Source organism: Blautia massiliensis (ex Durand et al. 2017) (genome assembly GCF_051861785.1).
Lineage (GTDB): Bacteria > Bacillota > Clostridia > Lachnospirales > Lachnospiraceae > Blautia_A > Blautia_A luti_A.
In genome coordinates, this window is record NZ_CP146725.1 from 3,902,238 (window position 1) to 3,920,180 (window position 17,943).

Genomic DNA, 17,943 nt, shown 5'->3' on the forward strand with positions numbered 1-17,943 from the left:
TTACCAGTAACAGATAAATTCAGGAGGCTTTACGAATGGCGGTAAAGAATACAGCACAGGTTGTTATCGATGGAAAGATCATTACTCTGGGCGGGTATGAGTCCGAGGAATATTTTCAGAAGGTTGCAGCCTATATGAATAATAAGATCAGTGAGCTGAGTCAGATGCCGGGATACTCCAGACAGGCCATGGAGACCAAGCATACACTGCTCAGTCTGAATATTACAGATGATTATTTTAAGGCAAAAAAACAGGCGGAGATTTTTGAACAGGATCTGCAGCAGAAAGACCAGGAGATGTATGATCTGAAACATGAACTGATCTCTTTGAAAATGCAGATTGAAGAGGCGAAGAAGGCAGAACAGGAAGCTCAGGAACAGAAGAATCTTCTGGACGGTAAGGTGAAGGAACTGGAGAAAGAACTTGATGAACTGCTTAAATAAGGATGGGGGATTGCTTCGGTAATCCTCTTTTGTTTTATGGTCATCGCATTGATTAACAGATGGGAGATGAGGGAATACTTTGAAAAATGTGATAACAGAACTGCTCTCGCCGGCAGGTTCTTATGAAAGCTTTGAGGCAGCTATTGGTGCCGGAGCTGATGCGGTATATGTAGGTGGACCGGCTTTTGGAGCAAGAGCTTATGCGCAGAACTTTACTCAGGAAGAGCTGATCACTGCCATTGAGACCGCACATATCCATAACCGTAAATTATATCTTACTGTGAATACACTTTTGAAGAACCGTGAACTGGATGATCAGCTGTTTGAATATCTGCTTCCGTATTATGAGGCAGGTCTGGATGCGGTGATCGTACAGGATCTGGGAGTATTTTCTTTTATACGCCGGAATTTCCCGGATCTGGATATTCACGCAAGCACACAGATGACAGTAACCGGACCGGAGGGAATGCGGTTTCTGGAGGAAAAGGGAGCAACTCGTGTGGTTCCGGCCAGAGAGCTTTCCCTGGAAGAGATATCTGCCATGCATAAGGCAAGTCCTCTGGAAATAGAGACTTTTATCCATGGAGCTCTCTGTTACAGCTATTCCGGCCAGTGTCTGATGAGCAGTATTTTCGGTGGAAGAAGCGGAAACCGTGGCCGCTGTGCACAGCCATGCAGGCTTCCTTACAGTGTAACCATGGATCACAGAAAATATAGAGGAGACAAGGATTTTTGTGCATTAAGCCTGAAAGATATCTGCACTCTGGATATTCTTCCGGATATCCTGGAGGCGGGTGTTATGTCTCTGAAGATCGAGGGGCGTATGAAACAGCCGGCGTACACAGCGGGCGTCACGGCAGTATATCGAAAATATCTGGATATGTATTTAAGTGGAAAAGAATATCACGTTCAGGAAAAAGACCGGAAGTATCTTCTTGAGCTTTTCAGTCGGGGAGGATCCTGCAAAGGATACTATGATATGTATCGCGGGCCGGAAATGATGGCTTTTGCCAATGAAAAAAAATCCGGTAATATCCAGCCGGAGATCAGAAAAATAAAAGAAAAAATTCATGGGAATTTAATACTTTCTCCTGAAAGTCCTGTTATACTGGAAATAACCTGCAAGGGCCAGACAGTAACTGCCATGGGCGGTGAGGTACAGTTTGCTAAAAATCAGCCAATGGAAGAACAGAGGATCCGTCAGCAGATGGAGAAACTGGGAAATACAGATTTTCAGTGGGAGGATCTGAACATTGAAATAAATGGAAGGATTTTTGTTCCGGTTAAAGTTCTCAATGAAGTACGAAGAGATGCTCTGAGTCAGCTGCGGGAAGCACTGATCGGATGTCAGAAGAGAGTACAGGTTACGAAGCAGCCGACGAAATCTAAGGATCAGGCTGCCTGTCACAGAAGGGTAACAGACAGTCTGCCTGTGTATGTATCCTGTGAACGTTCGGATACTGCGGAAGTACTTTTGAACGAACCGGGGATTACAGGTTTTTATTTTCCTTTTGATACTATGGAAAAATTTTTTTCACCGGAACTTGCTGCAAGCAGTGAATTATATCTTTCTACCCCACATATCCATCGCGGAGAAATCCCCGAAAAGTGGCTTCGATCAGCTCAAAAATGGTTGGAGCAGGGTATGAAGGGTTTTCTGGTAAGAAACCTGGAATCTTACGCCGTACTGAAAAAAATGGGATATGGCGAAAAATGTATCCTGGATGCATCCATGTATACCTGGAATGATCAGAGTGTTGATTTCTGGCGGGAAGAGGGAGTTCTTCGAAATACAGTCCCCCTTGAGTTGAATGAGGGTGAACTGAAACACAGAGATAATACTTCTTCGGAGCTGCTTTTATATGGTTATATCCCACTGATGCTTTCCGCGCAGTGTGTAAGGAAGAATCTTTTCGGATGTACAGGAAAATATGAGACGGCTTATCTGAAAGACCGCTATAACAGTGAATTTCCGGTAAAATGCAGTTGTGATCCATGGGGAAAAAACATTTCCGAAAAAGCAAAATACTGTTATAATATCATTTATAACAGCATTCCTTACGGACTTCCGGGTGAAAAAGATCAGATAAAAAAACTGAACCTTCACTCTTTGAGGCTGGCATTTACGATCGAAGAGCCAGAGAAAGCAAAAGCGATCCTGAAAGAATTCCGGACGGTTTATCAGGAAAACGGAAAACCTTCCGGACGCAGGTATACAAAAGGCCATTTTAAAAGAGGAGCCGAGTAAAAGTGTATGATTAATGTAATTACAGAATTATCTAAGTATGTGATCCTCACATTGATGATCGTCTATACCTTTCATTGTTTTTATATGGTGTGGCGGCAGGATGAGGAAGAAAAGAGAGAACTGCTCCATCAGCAGCTGACCATGATCTTTTTTATTGATTTTACAGCATTTCTTGTGATCTATTTAAAAAGCATGGATTTCAGGGTCATCCTGTTCTATATCGAAATGATGATCTTTTTTGCAGCGATCCAGATCCTTTATCGAATTATTTATCAGAATGCATCGCTGCTTCTTTTAAATAATATGTGTATGCTCCTGAGCGTAGGATTTATCATGCTCTGTCGGCTTTCACTTCCGTCTGCAACTAAGCAGCTTCTGATCGTGGCCGCAGGTAGTGCAGTATCACTGGTGATACCGGTAATGATACGAAAAATGAAATTTTTAAAGGATCTTACATGGGCTTATGCCGGAATTGGTATTGTACTTCTGGCGGCAGTTCTTGTTCTGGCAAGCACAAGCTACGGTGCAAAGCTTTCTCTTATGGGAATCCAGCCTTCCGAGGTGATCAAGATAACCTTCGTATTTTTTATGGCATCACTTCTGTGTACCAAGGTGGATTTTCGCAAAGTAGTACTGGCTACGATCGTTGCAGTGATCCATGTAGGGATCCTGGTTCTTTCCAGGGATCTGGGTAGTGCAGTGATCTTTTTTGTCACCTACCTTGTACTGATCTATGTGGCAACCAGAAATCCGAGCTATTTATTTCTGGGACTTGGCGGAGGATGCGTTGGTTCGGTGATCGCATATCATCTTTTTGGACATGTTCGTCAGCGAGTCAGTGCCTGGAAGGATCCGATGGCTGTCTATCAAAATGAAGGTTATCAGATCGTGCAGTCTCTGTTTGCGATCGGAACCGGAGGCTGGTTTGGAATGGGACTTTGTCAGGGCTCTCCGGAGAAGATTCCGGTCGTAAAAAATGATTTTATCTTCAGTGCTATCTGCGAGGAACTGGGTGGCATTTTTGCCATCTGCCTGATTCTTGTATGCACAAGCTTTTTTCTGATGATCGTTACTATTGCACTAAAGATCAGGAATCCGTTTTATAAACTGATCGCACTGGGGCTCGGAACTGAATATGCTTTTCAGGTATTTCTGACTATTGGCGGTGCAACCAAGTTTATTCCAATGACAGGAGTTACACTTCCGCTGGTGAGTTACGGAGGCAGTTCTGTCATGTGTACCATCCTGATGCTTGCGATCATTCAGGGACTGTATATTCTGAGGGAAGATGAGGACGAACAAATTGAAACGCAGCGAAAAGAAACGATTGAAAGAAGAGGAAAGAGAGCAACGCCTGAGAGAAAGAGAAATCGCCAGACTCCGTAGAAAAAAGAACCGGCCTTTAACTTTTGTGTCGGCCTTCTTTATATTGATCTTTGTCAGTCTGATCGGATATCTGGTCTATTTTGACGCCATAAAAAGCGAAGATTTTATCAACAGCCCGTACAACACCCGTCAGGATACATTTTCGGACCGGGTAGTACGTGGAAGTATCCAGTCTTCGGATGGTGAGGTTCTGGCACAGACCAATGTGTATGAAGATGGAACAGAAGAGAGAACGTATCCGTTTTCCAATATTTTTGCACATGCAGTAGGATATGATACCAATGGTAAGAGCGGTTTGGAATCGGAAGCAAATTTCCAGCTTCTCACCTCCCATTCATTTTTTCTGGAACAGATGAAAAATGAATTCCTGGGAAAAAAGAATCAGGGTGATACCGTGATCTCCAGTCTGAATGCAGATCTTCAGACAACGGCATACAATTCTCTGGGAGACCGCAGAGGAGCGGTAGTTGTACTGGAACCATCCACCGGACGTATCCTGACTATGGTGAGCAAACCGGATTTTGATCCGAACACGATCGCACAGAACTGGGATACCCTTGTTAATGATGAAAGTAACAGCAGCCTTTTAAACCGTGCAACCAATGGAGCTTATCCTCCAGGATCAACATTTAAGATCGTCACGGCACTGGATTATTTCAGGCAAAAAGGATCACTGGAGGGATATTCCTATCTGTGTCAGGGAAGTATCACAGTGGATGACCACACGATCCAGTGTTACAATGGTGAAGTACATGGACAGGAGGATTTTTATTCCGCATTTGCACATTCCTGTAACTGTGCATTTGCAGATATGGGACTTGGTCTGGGAGGAGATACTCTGAAAAGTACTGCAGAGGATCTGCTCTTTAATAGGGCGCTTCCGCTGAATTCCTATAAAACCAGTCGCTTTACCCTTGATAAAGATTCTCCGAATGCACTTGTGATGCAGACCTCGATCGGCCAGGGGAACACTCTTGTTTCTCCGATGCATATGGCATTGATCACAAGTGCCATCGCCAATGATGGTATACTGATGAAGCCAACCATGATCGATAAGATCGTGAATAATTCCGGTGATACGGTCAGGAAAACAGAAAAAACAGAATACAAACGTCTGATGACAAGAAATGAAGCCAATATCCTTGGAAAACTAATGAAAAATGTAGTTGAAAACGGTACGGCTTCCGCATTGAACGGACGAGGATATACTGTTGCCGGAAAGACCGGTTCTGCGGAGTTTGATGAAAATGGTTCCAGTCATTCCTGGTTTGTGGGTTATTCTAATGTAGATGATCCGGATATCGCCATTGCAGTGATCGTGGAAAACGGCGGAACCGGAAGTGAAGCGGCAGTTCCCATTGCGGCCGATGTTTTTGATGCCTATTATTTCGATTAAATTGAGAACAGTATCTGCTCCTTGCCCCTTGCCTATAAGGTGAAAAAGAGGTATACTATAGCCAGTGCAAAAGACACACGCATTACAGGAGGATTGCAATATGATAGAAGCAACAAGCTGTGGCGGTGTGGTAATTCATCGGGGTAAGATCCTGGCATTGTATAAATCCTACAGGAACCGTTATGAAGGATGGGTGCTTCCCAAAGGAACTGTAGAAAAAGGAGAGACTTTTGAACAGACTGCTTTACGTGAAGTAATGGAAGAAGCAGGTGTTCGGGCCTCTATCGTGAAATATATCGGCAAGAGCCAGTATAATTTCACCGTTCCGGAGGATGTGGTAATGAAAGAGGTACACTGGTATCTCATGATAGCTGATAATTATCATAGCAAACCCCAGCGAGAGGAATATTTTGTAGATTCCGGATACTATAAGTTTCATGAGATCTATCATCTTCTCCGTTTTTCCAACGAGAAGCATATCGTGGAACAGGCCTATCAGGAGTATCTGGAAATGCGAAGTGAGGGCGTCTGGGCGAAACAGCAGAAGTATTTTTAACAACAGGACAGGGCTGTGTACATACGCAGCCCTGTTTGGCATTATAGACGGAGGTGATGGCAGATTGCTGAAATGGATGAAAAACTATTACATAGGAAATGATGTAAAAAATCCTACTAGAATAAGAACCAGGATCACTGCTGGCAAATTCGTGCCGGATATCTACGTTGTTACTTTGTCTGATAATCCCGGAAATATTTTGGAAATTCTTCCCGCAGGCATGCTTGTACAGCGAAGCGCCAGAGCCACCTGTCCTTTGATCGTTGGAATGGCCAGAGGAAAATCCGGTGCTATACAGATGGTACAGGATATGATCGAACAGGTTTATACCGAAACTGGAAATTTTAAAATAAAAGAATATCTGAAAAACAGGTGAACCAATGCTGCATATATTATGGCTGATAATAAAATGGATATTGATCCTTCTGGGGATCCTGATCGGGCTGATCTTCCTGATCCTGCTGCTTCTTTTATTCTGTCCGATCAGATACAGAGGGAAAATAAAAAAAGACCGTACGGATAGTCTTCGTAAAATACATGCTACCGGTGAAGTGAGCTGGCTGCTTCATATAATATCTGCACAGGTATTCTGGGAGCAGGGCGTTCTGAAAACAAAAATATGTTTTTTAGGGATTCCTTTGGAAAAAATAAAAAATCTGTTTCGTAAAAAAAAGGAACCAAGAGCTCTTTCCAACTCCGGAAATCAAAATGCAAAAAAACAGACAGAGTCTTCCCGAAGCCATGAAAAGACATCAAAAAGCGAAAATCAGAACGATACCGCAGAGCTGCAAATGTCTGAGCCTCAGGAAGATACTGTTGAAGATATAAATGAAATTTTGGAAAATGTAATAATGGAGCCGATATCGATTTCCGAAGAAATATCGGAAGAATCGGAAGATGAAAAGAAGCTTCGGACAAAGATTGCAGATTTAATTTTGAATATAGTGGGAAGAATAAAAACGGCAGTTGGAAAGCTGTTCCGAATCGTACAGAATTTTCTTGGAATCCCCAAAAGGATTCTGAAAAAAATTCAAAGTCTTGCATTAACAATCCGGAATTTCTGTGATAAGATAAACCGGTGGAAAGAATTTTTAGACCATCCCCGAACCAGAGAGGCTCTTTCCTTTTTGTGGAAAAATGCAAAAAAACTGATTTATCATGTGTTTCCGACAAGGATCACCGGAAAAATCACATTTGGCAATGAAGATCCGGCAGTTACAGGTATGGTATTGGCTGTATTAGGAATGACGATTCCTTTTCATAAAAACAAGATCGAAGCAGCGCCCCTTTTTGATGATGAAAATGTTCTTGAGGGAGAGATCCTGTTAAAGGGAAGGATTTATGGAATTGTAGTTCTCAAAACAGCAGCAGAGCTTTATTTCAATAAAAATATAAAATACGTCATCCACCGATGGAGACATAAGGAGGTAAAACATGGAGAAAGAGAATAATTTCAAAGATACCGTGAATTCATTATTTAAAGGAATGGATGGCTTTGTATCGGCCAAAACAGTGGTTGGCGATGCCATTCATGTAGGTGATACCATTATCCTTCCTCTGGTCGATGTATCCTTCGGCGTTGGAGCCGGAGCTTTTGAAGGGGATAAGAAGAACAATGGTGGCGGAGGTCTTGCCGGAAAGATGTCTCCCTGTGCAGTACTTGTGATCCAGAATGGAAGCACCAAACTTGTAAACGTAAAAAATCAGGATGGCCTTACCAAGGTTCTGGATATGGTGCCGGATTTTGTGAACCGTTTTGCGCCAGGTGCAGGCAATGCTGAGGATACAGACGGGAAAGAAGAGTAGTATTCCATTTAGATTTCATGCATATACTGTAATAAAAAAACAGGAAATGAGCAGACAGGAGTGGGAAAGCTAACTGGTTTTATGCTGTTTTTTATTGGTGTGGGCATGGTTCTTGGTATCCTTATTACAGAGAATTTTATTGTGATCGCAATGGCAGTCATATGTCTGCTATGCGGATATCATATGTTTTGCAGATAAGCGGGAAGTGTGCACCTGGCATACTTCCCGCTTGTGATTTATCAGTCTTGAAGATAAAAAAACAGCCCCCGCATTCTACGGGGGCATACGATATTACTTACGCTCTTTCAACTTTTCCGGATCTTAAACAAGAAGTACATACATACATTTTCTTTGCTCCGCCGGCAGTTGTTTTTACTTTGACGGATTTAACGTTAGATTTCCACATTTTGTTGGATCTTCTATGGGAATGACTCACATTGTTTCCGAAATGAGCTCCTTTATCGCAGATTGCACATTTAGCCATGAATAGCACCTCCTTTTATCAACAGTCACCATTTTAACAGATGAATTGCTCTTTTGCAAGCAAAAAAAGGAAATTTATCAAAAATTCTGCAAAGAGTTTTAAGGAAAGTATTCCATACCTCCGGGAACAGGGCGGATCATGGTGGAATTAAGCGTTGTGTGTATGGTTTAGATCAATTTGAAACATAGAAAATTACCCAGTGCGAATTAATTTATCGTTTTTTCTTTGGCCTGGTCTCTTTCCTGAATCGGAATAGAACATATTCTTGCTGAACTGGCATATGAGGATAGGAAAACCGGGAAAATGCAAAAGAATTTGGCAGGTAGTTCGGAATCCGAAAATGTGGTATGATTATGGGCAGGATATCAGAAACGTCAGGAGTTGAATGGATTGTGAAGAAAGAAGAAATTTTCGAATATGTGCAGAAACAGTATGGCACAATTCCGGAATATTTATGGAGTAAATCGCCAGACAGTGCAGTACTCCGACATAAAAACGGAAAATGGTATGCAGTGATCATGACTGTCGAAAAATCGAAACTGGGATTAGAAGGAAAAGAGTCGGTTGATATCATGGATGTAAAGTGTGATCCGGACATGACGAATTTGGTTATTCAGACGCATGGATTTTTACCTGGATACCATATGAACAAGCAGCACTGGATCACGATTTTACTGGATGGTTCGGTCAGTAAAGCAAAGATACTGGACTTTTTGGACATGAGTTATGACCTGATTGGTGGCGCAGGCAGAAAGGAAAACAAATGAGAAAAGCAATCATATATGCATCGGTACATCATGGAAATACAGAAAAATTAGTAAAGGGCATAGCAGCAACGTGCCAGGTCAATTTGATCGATGCTGTAAAACAATCCGATGCAGATCTGAGCAGTTATGATATGATTGGGTTTGCATCAGGAATCTATTTTTCAAAATTTCATCAGTCATTATTGGGATTTGCAGAGAAGAATCTACCGGGCGACAAAAAGGTATTTCTGATCTGTACTTATGGTGGAAGTGCCAATTATAAATCCATTGAGCAGATTTTGGACAAGAAGCGTTCCAAAGTGATAGGAAAATTCGGGTGCAGGGGTTATGACACATTTGGCCCATTTAAACTGGTTGGTGGAATTGCAAAAGGGCATCCAGATGAAGAAGATATAAAAAATGCAGTTGAGTTTGTAAAAGGATTATAAGTAGATAAACGAAAAAGAAAAACCGGCTTCATAGGATCGGTCGGCATGCTCCATCACAATCCGGGATTCCCCTTCAACAGAGTGGATGAGCTTAATTTTCTATAAGATAAAACAAGTTGAACTCTATCATTGCGTAATTATAAAAAAAAGGTTATAATAGTTTTATATAATTTAATCTGAATGAAACAATGGAGGTAACCATATGAATGGACGTATAGATTCCGGATTGGGTCAGATCGTAATTGATACAGATGTCATTGCGACTTATGCCGGCAGTGTGGCGGTAGAGTGTTTTGGTATCATCGGAATGGCAGCTATCAGTATGAAGGATGGCCTGGTCAAGCTTTTGCGTATTGACAGCCTGAAACATGGTATCAGTGTTAAGATCACGGATGATAATAAGATCCGGCTGAATTTTCATGTCATCGTAGCATATGGCGTGAACATCAGTACTATTGCGGACAATCTTGTCAACAATGTAAAATATAAAGTCGAGGCCTTTACAGGAATGGAGATTGAAAAGATCTACATTATGGTTGAGGGCGTGCGTGCAATAGATTAGTTTTAGAGGAGGAACTTGTGGTGAATAACAAAACCATAGATGCTAAAATACTTTCCAGAATGTTTCTGTCCGGAGCAAAGAATCTGGAAGCGAAGAAAGAGTGGATCAATGAACTGAATGTGTTTCCTGTACCTGATGGAGATACGGGAACCAATATGACGCTTACCATCATGTCTGCTGCTTCCGAAGTAGGTGCTCTTACAGATCCGGATATGGAATCCCTGGCAAAGGCAATTTCTTCCGGTTCCCTCCGTGGAGCCAGAGGTAATTCCGGTGTTATCCTGTCACAGCTTCTGCGTGGATTTACCAGAGGTGTGCGTAAACTTACAGATCTGGATGCACCTGCCATTGCCGCAGCTATGGAGCGAGGCGTTGAAACTGCATACAAGGCAGTTATGAAACCAAAAGAGGGAACCATTCTTACTGTGGCCAGAGCTGCAGCAGACAGAGCAGCAGAGCTTGCTGATGCTGCAGAAGATCTGGATGCTTTTTTCGACGGGATCTTTCAGCATGCAGAGGAAACTCTTGCCAGAACACCGGAGATGCTTCCAGTCCTGAAAGAAGCAGGTGTTGTGGATTCTGGCGGACAGGGACTTCTGGAAGTTTTCCGTGGTGCCATCGACGGATATCATGGAAAAGAAGTGGATTATTCCCAGTTTGAAGCAGCAGCTCCTAAGATCACAAAGATCTCTCCTCAGGCAGAGGCAGATATCAAATTTGGATATTGTACAGAGTTTATTATCCTTCTTGAAAAACCGCTTCCACAGGATGAGATCGACCGTTTCCGTGAATTTCTGGATTCCATCGGTGATTCCATTGTTTTGGTGGCTGATGATGAGATTGTCAAGGTACACGTGCACACCAATCATCCGGGACAGGCTTTTGAACGCGCACTCACGTATGGTCAGCTTTCCCGTATGAAGATTGACAATATGAGAGAAGAACATCAGGAAAAACTGATCAAAGATGCGGAAAAACTTGCAAAAGAACAGGCAGAAAACAAAGAACCTCCAAAGGATCATGGATTTATTTCCGTATCCGTAGGTGAGGGACTTTCTCAGATTTTCCGTGAGCTTGGCGTAGATTATCTGATCGAAGGCGGCCAGACTATGAATCCGAGTACCGAAGACATGCTCAATGCTATTGAGAAAGTAAATGCAAAAACAATTTATATTTTCCCGAATAACAAGAATATTATCCTTGCAGCTAACCAGGCAAGAGATCTGACTGAGGACAAGGAGATCATTGTAGTACCAACCAAGACAATCCCACAGGGAATTTCCGCAATGATCAGCTTTGTTCCGGAGAAGGGCGGCGAGGAGAACCTTGCTTCCATGACCGATGCGATTTCCAGAGTGAAGACCGGACAGATTACTTATGCAGTCCGTGATACACGCATTGATGACAAGGAAATCCATGAGGGAGATATCATGGGAATCGGTGATGCAGGTATCCTTGCAGTAGGCAGAGATCGACTTCAGGTAGCGGAGGAGATGGTAGCAGAGATGGTTGACGAGGAATCTGAGATCATCAGTGTTTACTATGGTGAAGATGTATCTGAGGAAGATGCAGAGGCACTTTCTGATTCTCTTACCGAGAAATATCCGGAGTGCGAGGTTGAGCTGAACCAGGGTGGACAGCCAATTTACTACTATCTGATTTCTGTAGAATAAAGAGCACAAAAAATGAATGATAAGACACCTTTACGTGAATTAAAAGGCGTGGGTGAGAAAACAGAGAAGCTTTTCCAGAAGATCGGGATTACGACTGCGGAAGAGCTTCTCCGTTATTATCCGCGGACTTACGATATATATGAGGAGCCTGTGGAGATTGCATCAGCAGAGGAGGACAAAACAGTCTCTATCCGTGCCACTATAGCAACAGGTATTTATATTAACCAGATACGCAATCTCCAGATTCTGACAACAACTGTTGCAGATGCAAGCGGCCGATTGCCGGTTGCCTGGTTCAATGCGCCTTATTTGCGGGGAACACTCAAAAAGGGCAGTGTGTTTATCCTCAGAGGAAAGATCATCAGAAAAAAAGGCCGTCCGCAGATGGAACATCCGGAGATTTTTACCCCGGCAGCTTATGAGGAGATCATTCACAGTATGCAGCCTGTATATGGTCTGACGAAAGGACTTTCCAACAAGATGATCACGAAGTTGGTCCATCAGATTTTGGATACAAGACCTCTCCATGGGGAATATCTGCCGGAGGAGATACGGGAACGCTATCAGCTCGCAGATGCCAATTATGCGATCCGGACTGTTCATTTTCCGAAAAATATGCAGGAGCTTCTCACAGCCAGGAAACGTCTGGTATTCGATGAATTTCTGCTTTTTGTGCTGGCAATACAGCTCTTGAAGGAGAAAACTGAAGAGGCTCCAAACACTTTTCCAATGAAACCAGTATGGACAACCGAGGAGATCATAGAAGGGCTTCCCTATGACCTGACCGGAGCCCAGAAGAATGTCTGGCATGAGATCGAACGGGATCTGAGCGGTCATAAGCTGATGTCCAGGCTTGTACAGGGGGATGTTGGTAGCGGCAAGACCGTGATCGCATTTTTAGCTATGGTACTTTCAGCAGAGAATGGATTTCAGAGTGCATTGATGGTACCGACAGAGGTTCTGGCAAATCAGCATTACGAAGGCTTTCTGAGGCTGATGGAAGAACAGAATATCGCTTCCTGCCATCCGGTGCTTCTGACAGGATCTACCACAGCCAGACAGAAGCGTGAGATCTATCAGAAGATTGCAGACGGTGAAGTGAATGTGATCATCGGAACTCATGCCCTGATCCAGGAAAAGGTGGAATATAAGAATCTGGGGCTTGTGATCACAGATGAGCAGCACAGATTCGGCGTTCGCCAGAGGGAAGCGCTGACGACCAGAGGAAATCCGCCTCATGTACTTGTTATGAGCGCAACCCCCATTCCCCGGACACTGGCGATCATTTTATATGGAGACCTGGATATTTCGATCATTGACGAGCTTCCTGCAAAAAGACTTCCGATCAAGAATTGCGTAGTAGGAACTTCCTACCGTCCCAAGGCGTATTCTTTTATCGAAAATCAGGTGCAGATGGGAAGGCAGGCTTATGTGATCTGTCCTATGGTGGAAGAGAGCGAAGGCCTGGAGGCAGAGAATGTTACAGATTATGCCAGAAAGCTTCAGGAGATCCTTCCAGGGGAGATCAAAGTAGAAATCCTTCACGGAAAGATGAAGCCAAAAGAGAAAAACAGGATCATGGAGGCGTTTGCTTCCGGCGAGATCCAGGTGCTGGTATCTACCACAGTTGTGGAGGTTGGAGTGAATGTGCCAAATGCTACCGTCATGATGGTGGAAAATGCAGAACGTTTCGGGCTTGCCCAGCTTCATCAGCTTCGGGGCCGTGTAGGGCGTGGAGAGCATCAGTCTTACTGCATTTTTATCCAGGGAAATAATGAAGAAAATACTTCTAAACGTCTGAAGATCCTCAATGAATCCAATGATGGATTTTATATAGCCGGGGAAGATCTGAAGCTTCGGGGCCCAGGAGATCTTTTCGGTATCCGCCAGAGCGGACTGATGGAATTTAAGATCGGTGATATCTATAATGATGCGGGAATCCTGAAGAATGCAAGTGAAGCAGCTGGTGAGATCCTGGCACTGGATTTTGATCTTATCCTGCCTCAGCATAAGGCTTTAAAGGAGCATCTCAAGGGGTATATGAGTGAAGAACTGGAAAATCTGGGGATCTAACCTTGCGTTCTTTCACAAAAAGTGATATCCTAAAATTCGAGAAAAGATTAACAAATCCCTTGTAAGGAGGCTATAAACATGGCTAGAACAAAGAAAGCTGCAACCAAGACAACTGTAAAAACGGCTTCAGTAAGCGAGACTCCTGCAAAATCTGTAGTAACCGCATCCGAAGAGAAAGCCGTTAAGGCTGAGACACCAAAGACAGACGATGCAAAAGCTTCTGTAGAGACAAAAGCAGCTGAGAAGACAGCAGAGGTAAAACCTGCTGCTGCGAAACCAGTAGAAGAAAAAGCAGCAGAAGTAAAATCTGATGAAGAGAAAACAACAGCTGTAAAATCAGAAGAGCCGGCTAAGAAAACAGCCGCCAGGAAGACAACAACACGAAAAACTGCTGCAGCTAAGAAAACAACAACCAGGACGACTGCTAAGACAACAGCAGCTAAAACAACAAGAAAGACAGCAGCTAAAAAAGCTGAACCAGTGACAGAAGTATATGTTCAGTACTGGGGCAAAGAGATACATACTTCAGAGGTTGCTGACAGGATCAAAAAGATCTGGACAGAGGATATGGGCAAAAAAGCCTCTGAACTGAAAGAGCTCAAAATCTACATTAAACCGGAAGATAATGGTGCACATTATGTGATCAACGGAGATGTTACAGGATTTATCGGACTGTAAAAAGAATCTCTGATAAAAAGTATATAAAAGAGTATGTAAGATGGCCTGCTATAGATAAAATCTGTAACAGGCTATTTCTTTTGTGTATTTGACCAATGTAAAAGAGCGTGATATGATTCATTTAACCAATATACATACTAAATAGATAGGAATATAATAGAATGAAACAGATATTATGCTTTGGAGATTCCAATACATGGGGATATGACGGAGAGAGCAGAGAGAGACTTCCGTGGGGAGCCCGCTGGACAAGCCTTCTCCAGGAAAAACTGAATAAAGAAGAATATCGTGTGATCGAGGAGGGACTGTGCGGAAGAACAACAGTTTTCGAAGATCCGCTCCGCGACGGAAGAAAAGGAACTGCACTTTTTCCCACACTTCTGGAAACACATGCCCAGGTGGATGTGATCACGCTGATGCTGGGAACCAATGACTGCAAAACTGTTTTCGGAGCATCCGCAGATGTAATCGGAAAAGGAATCATAAGATTGCTGGATCAGGTCCAGGAATATGCGCCAGAAGCGAAAGTCCTTCTCATGGCTCCGATCTACCTGGGAGAAAAAGTATGGCAGGAAGGATATGACCAGGAGTTTTCCAGAGAGTCTGTGATCGTTTCCAGAAATCTGCAGCCTGTTTATGAAAAAATCGCAGCTGAACGTCATATCAGTTTCCTTCCGGCAGCATCCTATGTACATTGCTGTGACGCAGATCAGGAACATCTGAATGCAGCAGGACATAAGGAATTTGCAGAGGTTGTATATCGGAAAGTACAGGAATTGCTGTAAATAAATATAGGATTTTAAGATTTTTGGATCTTATTGTTTGTATAATGTATGGATATGTTTGTGAAATAATCTCTCTTTTTATATAAAATAAAAAGATGTTGTCTGGCAGGTTTTCAGTTCTGTCAGACAGCATCTTTTTTGCATGAGCTTAGATCAACTCAGCATAGCAATGAAACTACCTGCGCGTACAGATTTAGTACTGCTGGCCGCCCTGGGAGTTGCCGGACATCTGACGCTCCTGTGCCTCGATCATTTTTTTGACCATATATCCGCCTACGGATCCGTTCTGTTTGGAAGTCAGGTTTCCGTTGTATCCGTCTGTAAGCGGAACACCCAGCTCGTTTGCTACCTCATATTTGAAACGGTCAAGTGCGCCCTTTGCTTCCGGAACAACTGCTTTGTTAGAAGAAGTGTTACTTGGCATAATTCATTTCCTCCTTGGTTGTTGTTTGTTTTGATGTTACATTGCTAGTATATGAAATCCGTAAAATAATACACTGGCAGTTAAAGGAAATTTAACATATAAAAATATTTCCGTTCATAAATTATACCGCGGTAAAAAAACGAATGTATGGTTGTTTTTTGACGGGAGTTGCGGTTATAATAATCTCTGCATCACATATAATATCTGTCAGACAAAAAAAAGTAAGGGGGTCCCGTGAAAAAGAAGCGTTATCCTACATACAAGCGAAAATATAAACGAAAAAAACAGCCCAGGCGAAAAATACTCACAGCCATTATCCTGTGTGTCATCCTTGCAGTATGTAATGGCTGGATGCCGCCGCGGAGCCTGAAAGAGGTAAAAGATCAAAGCCGGATCTTCGGACAGGTATTTCTTACATATATAGAAGAAAATGCGCAGATCCTCTGGGAAGATGTTTCGGAATCCGCTTCCGATGCATTGGCAGGATTGCTGAAACAATCCCAGACGAAGACAGGAGGGCAGACAGAATCTGTTTCTCTGGATCAGATTCCAGAATACAGCGGCAGTCCATATGTGGAGATCAATGGAAATGTACCATCTTTTTCTGATGAAAAAAGCGCAGGACCTGCATACGAATTTTACAGTGAACTGGATTCCCTGGGGCGCTGTGGTTATGCAGAATCCAAGGTCACACCGGAGCTGATGCCTGTCGAAGAGCGAGAAGCGATCGGAATGGTGAAGCCTACAGGATGGCATACTGTAAAATATGAAAATATAGATGGCAGGTATCTGTATAATCGCTGCCATCTTATCGGGTATCAGCTGACTGGAGAGAATGCAAACAGGAAAAACCTTATCACAGGAACCAGATATCTCAATGTGACGGGAATGCTTCCTTTTGAAAATGAGGTTGCAGATTACGTGCACAGTACAGGAAATCCCTGCATGTATCGTGTAACTCCGTTTTTTAAGGGAGATGAACTGGTAGCCCGGGGTGTGGAAATGGAAGCCGAATCCGTTAAAGACCAGAAAATATCTTTCCATGTTTTTGTTTATAACATACAGCCGGGAATTGAAATTGATTATACTACAGGAAACAGCTGGGAAGAATAGAGTATATGGAGCAACGCCGGGAAAAAATATTAATTTTTCATGAATTTACATGAATTAAATTGCACTTTTTTGGGCGTTATGCTAGAATCAGTTACAGAGTTATATGATTTTACCTATATAAAAGGGAGAAAAGGGATGTAACCCAAGGGCAGAGAATGGAGAGGTGAATTATGAATTTAGGAATTATTGCGCATAACAGTAAGAAAGTTCTGATTGAAGACTTCTGTATTGCATACAAGAATATCCTTGCCAAACATGAAGTATATGCAACCGGAACAACAGGAAGAAGAATTGAGGAAGCAACCAGTCTTCACGTTCACAAGTTTCTTGCCGGAAGTATAGGCGGAGACAAGCAGTTTATGGAGATGGTAGAGCGTCAGGATCTGGATATGGTGATCCTGTTTTATAACCCTGTCATGATGGACCCGGTAGAGCCGGATATCATGAGCATTGTCAAACGCTGCGACCAGTACAACATTCCGGTTGCTACAAATATTGCCACTGCGGAACTTCTGATCCTTGGACTGGCCCGCGGTGATCTGGATTGGAGATTAAATCTGAAATGAGAGTCATAGCAGGAAAAGCACGTAGATTAAACTTAAAAACCATTCCCGGAAATGAGACACGACCAACAACAGACCGTATTAAGGAAACTCTTTTTAACATTTTCCAGCCTGAAATACCGGGTTGTCGTTTTCTGGATCTGTTTTCCGGAAGCGGAGCGATCGGTATTGAAGCTCTGAGCCGTGGAGCCGAGTATGCCGTATTTGTGGAAAAAAATCCCAAAGCATGCACCTGTATCCGCGAAAATCTTTCATTTACAAAACTCACGGATGGTGGTAAACTGCTGAACATGGATGTGCTTCAGGCACTGCGTTCACTGGAAGGCGGAGAACCATTTGACTGTATTTTTATGGATGCACCATACGAACAGCATCTGGAACAACCAGTCCTTGAGTATCTGGCTGACAGCACTCTTGCAGATGAAAACACGCTGATCGTTGTGGAGGAAGATCTACATACGGATTTTTCTTATGTAGAGGACCTTGGATATCATCTGGTACGTTCCAAGGAATATAAAACCAACAAGCATGTTTTCCTAAAAAAATGAAAGAGAGACA

19 protein-coding genes and 1 pseudogene are annotated in these 17,943 nt (G+C 43.0%); 18 read left to right on the forward strand and 2 right to left on the reverse strand.

Going from position 1 to position 17,943, the window contains the following annotated elements:
- Window positions 1-35 precede the first annotated feature (35 nt).
- From V9W66_RS18435 to V9W66_RS18470, 8 genes are all read left to right on the forward strand, one after another.
- The gene (locus V9W66_RS18435) at window positions 36-443 is read left to right on the forward strand and encodes a cell division protein ZapA (protein WP_015524889.1); all 408 of its coding nucleotides are present in this window, start codon (window positions 36-38) and stop codon (window positions 441-443) included.
- Between the two features lie 88 nt (window positions 444-531).
- Window positions 532-2,691 carry a peptidase U32 family protein gene (locus tag V9W66_RS18440; protein ID WP_243125569.1) on the forward strand — a complete coding sequence of 720 codons (2,160 nt, stop codon included), beginning with the start codon at window positions 532-534 and terminating at the stop codon, window positions 2,689-2,691.
- Between the two features lie 6 nt (window positions 2,692-2,697).
- A complete protein-coding gene (locus tag V9W66_RS18445; protein WP_015524892.1) occupies window positions 2,698-4,077 on the forward strand; it encodes an FtsW/RodA/SpoVE family cell cycle protein in 1,380 nt (459 codons plus the stop codon).
- Entirely contained in the window at window positions 3,980-5,473 is a 1,494-nt protein-coding gene (locus V9W66_RS18450) for a peptidoglycan D,D-transpeptidase FtsI family protein (protein WP_144093059.1), read from the forward strand. The genes V9W66_RS18445 and V9W66_RS18450 overlap by 98 nt, the downstream gene beginning before the upstream one ends.
- 100 nt (window positions 5,474-5,573) lie before the next feature.
- Window positions 5,574-6,029 carry an NUDIX hydrolase gene (locus V9W66_RS18455; RefSeq protein ID WP_015524893.1) on the forward strand — a complete coding sequence of 152 codons (456 nt, stop codon included), beginning with the start codon at window positions 5,574-5,576 and terminating at the stop codon, window positions 6,027-6,029.
- Window positions 6,030-6,093: 64 nt separating this feature from the next.
- On the forward strand, window positions 6,094-6,405 hold the full coding sequence (locus V9W66_RS18460) for a hypothetical protein (protein WP_110103921.1): 312 nt from the start codon (window positions 6,094-6,096) through the stop codon (window positions 6,403-6,405).
- A 4-nt stretch (window positions 6,406-6,409) separates the two neighbouring features.
- Window positions 6,410-7,480 (forward strand): DUF2953 domain-containing protein, encoded by a 1,071-nt coding sequence (locus V9W66_RS18465; RefSeq protein ID WP_144093060.1) that lies wholly within the window; start codon window positions 6,410-6,412, stop codon window positions 7,478-7,480.
- Window positions 7,464-7,835 (forward strand): GerW family sporulation protein, encoded by a 372-nt coding sequence (locus V9W66_RS18470; RefSeq protein WP_015524896.1) that lies wholly within the window; start codon window positions 7,464-7,466, stop codon window positions 7,833-7,835. Before V9W66_RS18465 ends, V9W66_RS18470 begins: the two co-directional genes overlap by 17 nt.
- A 295-nt stretch (window positions 7,836-8,130) precedes the next feature.
- Here V9W66_RS18470 and rpmB read toward each other — a convergent pair whose 3' ends face one another.
- Entirely contained in the window at window positions 8,131-8,319 is a 189-nt protein-coding gene (gene rpmB / locus V9W66_RS18475) for a 50S ribosomal protein L28 (RefSeq protein ID WP_144093062.1), read from the reverse strand.
- A gap of 392 nt (window positions 8,320-8,711) precedes the next feature.
- On the opposite strand from rpmB, the gene V9W66_RS18480 reads away from it, so the two are divergent.
- From V9W66_RS18480 to V9W66_RS18510, 7 genes are all read left to right on the forward strand, one after another.
- Window positions 8,712-9,086, forward strand: coding sequence for an MmcQ/YjbR family DNA-binding protein (locus tag V9W66_RS18480; RefSeq protein WP_144093064.1), 375 nt, complete (start codon window positions 8,712-8,714; stop codon window positions 9,084-9,086).
- Window positions 9,083-9,514 carry a flavodoxin family protein gene (locus tag V9W66_RS18485; protein WP_144093066.1) on the forward strand — a complete coding sequence of 144 codons (432 nt, stop codon included), beginning with the start codon at window positions 9,083-9,085 and terminating at the stop codon, window positions 9,512-9,514. Before V9W66_RS18480 ends, V9W66_RS18485 begins: the two co-directional genes overlap by 4 nt.
- A 202-nt stretch (window positions 9,515-9,716) precedes the next feature.
- Window positions 9,717-10,076 carry an Asp23/Gls24 family envelope stress response protein gene (locus tag V9W66_RS18490; protein ID WP_144093068.1) on the forward strand — a complete coding sequence of 120 codons (360 nt, stop codon included), beginning with the start codon at window positions 9,717-9,719 and terminating at the stop codon, window positions 10,074-10,076.
- A gap of 20 nt (window positions 10,077-10,096) precedes the next feature.
- Window positions 10,097-11,749, forward strand: coding sequence for a DAK2 domain-containing protein (locus V9W66_RS18495; protein ID WP_144093097.1), 1,653 nt, complete (start codon window positions 10,097-10,099; stop codon window positions 11,747-11,749).
- A gap of 12 nt (window positions 11,750-11,761) precedes the next feature.
- Window positions 11,762-13,822 carry an ATP-dependent DNA helicase RecG gene (recG, locus tag V9W66_RS18500; protein ID WP_144093070.1) on the forward strand — a complete coding sequence of 687 codons (2,061 nt, stop codon included), beginning with the start codon at window positions 11,762-11,764 and terminating at the stop codon, window positions 13,820-13,822.
- 78 nt (window positions 13,823-13,900) lie between these two features.
- Window positions 13,901-14,500 carry a DUF6465 family protein gene (locus V9W66_RS18505; RefSeq protein ID WP_186290001.1) on the forward strand — a complete coding sequence of 200 codons (600 nt, stop codon included), beginning with the start codon at window positions 13,901-13,903 and terminating at the stop codon, window positions 14,498-14,500.
- A gap of 161 nt (window positions 14,501-14,661) precedes the next feature.
- Entirely contained in the window at window positions 14,662-15,285 is a 624-nt protein-coding gene (locus V9W66_RS18510) for a GDSL-type esterase/lipase family protein (protein ID WP_144093072.1), read from the forward strand.
- Between the two features lie 193 nt (window positions 15,286-15,478).
- Here V9W66_RS18510 and V9W66_RS18515 read toward each other — a convergent pair whose 3' ends face one another.
- The gene (locus tag V9W66_RS18515) at window positions 15,479-15,709 is read right to left on the reverse strand and encodes an alpha/beta-type small acid-soluble spore protein (RefSeq protein WP_015524906.1); all 231 of its coding nucleotides are present in this window, start codon (window positions 15,707-15,709) and stop codon (window positions 15,479-15,481) included.
- Between the two features lie 477 nt (window positions 15,710-16,186).
- Between V9W66_RS18515 and V9W66_RS18520 the strand changes: the two are divergent.
- The 3 genes and pseudogenes from V9W66_RS18520 to rsmD form a co-directional block, all read left to right on the forward strand.
- Window positions 16,187-16,816 (forward strand): annotated as a pseudogene (locus V9W66_RS18520) (DNA/RNA non-specific endonuclease); the annotation flags it as partial.
- A gap of 176 nt (window positions 16,817-16,992) precedes the next feature.
- A complete protein-coding gene (locus V9W66_RS18525; RefSeq protein WP_015524908.1) occupies window positions 16,993-17,388 on the forward strand; it encodes a methylglyoxal synthase in 396 nt (131 codons plus the stop codon).
- Window positions 17,385-17,933, forward strand: a complete 549-nt coding sequence (rsmD, locus tag V9W66_RS18530) for a 16S rRNA (guanine(966)-N(2))-methyltransferase RsmD (RefSeq protein ID WP_144093074.1) — start codon at window positions 17,385-17,387, stop codon at window positions 17,931-17,933. The genes V9W66_RS18525 and rsmD overlap by 4 nt, the downstream gene beginning before the upstream one ends.
- Window positions 17,934-17,943 lie beyond the last annotated feature (10 nt).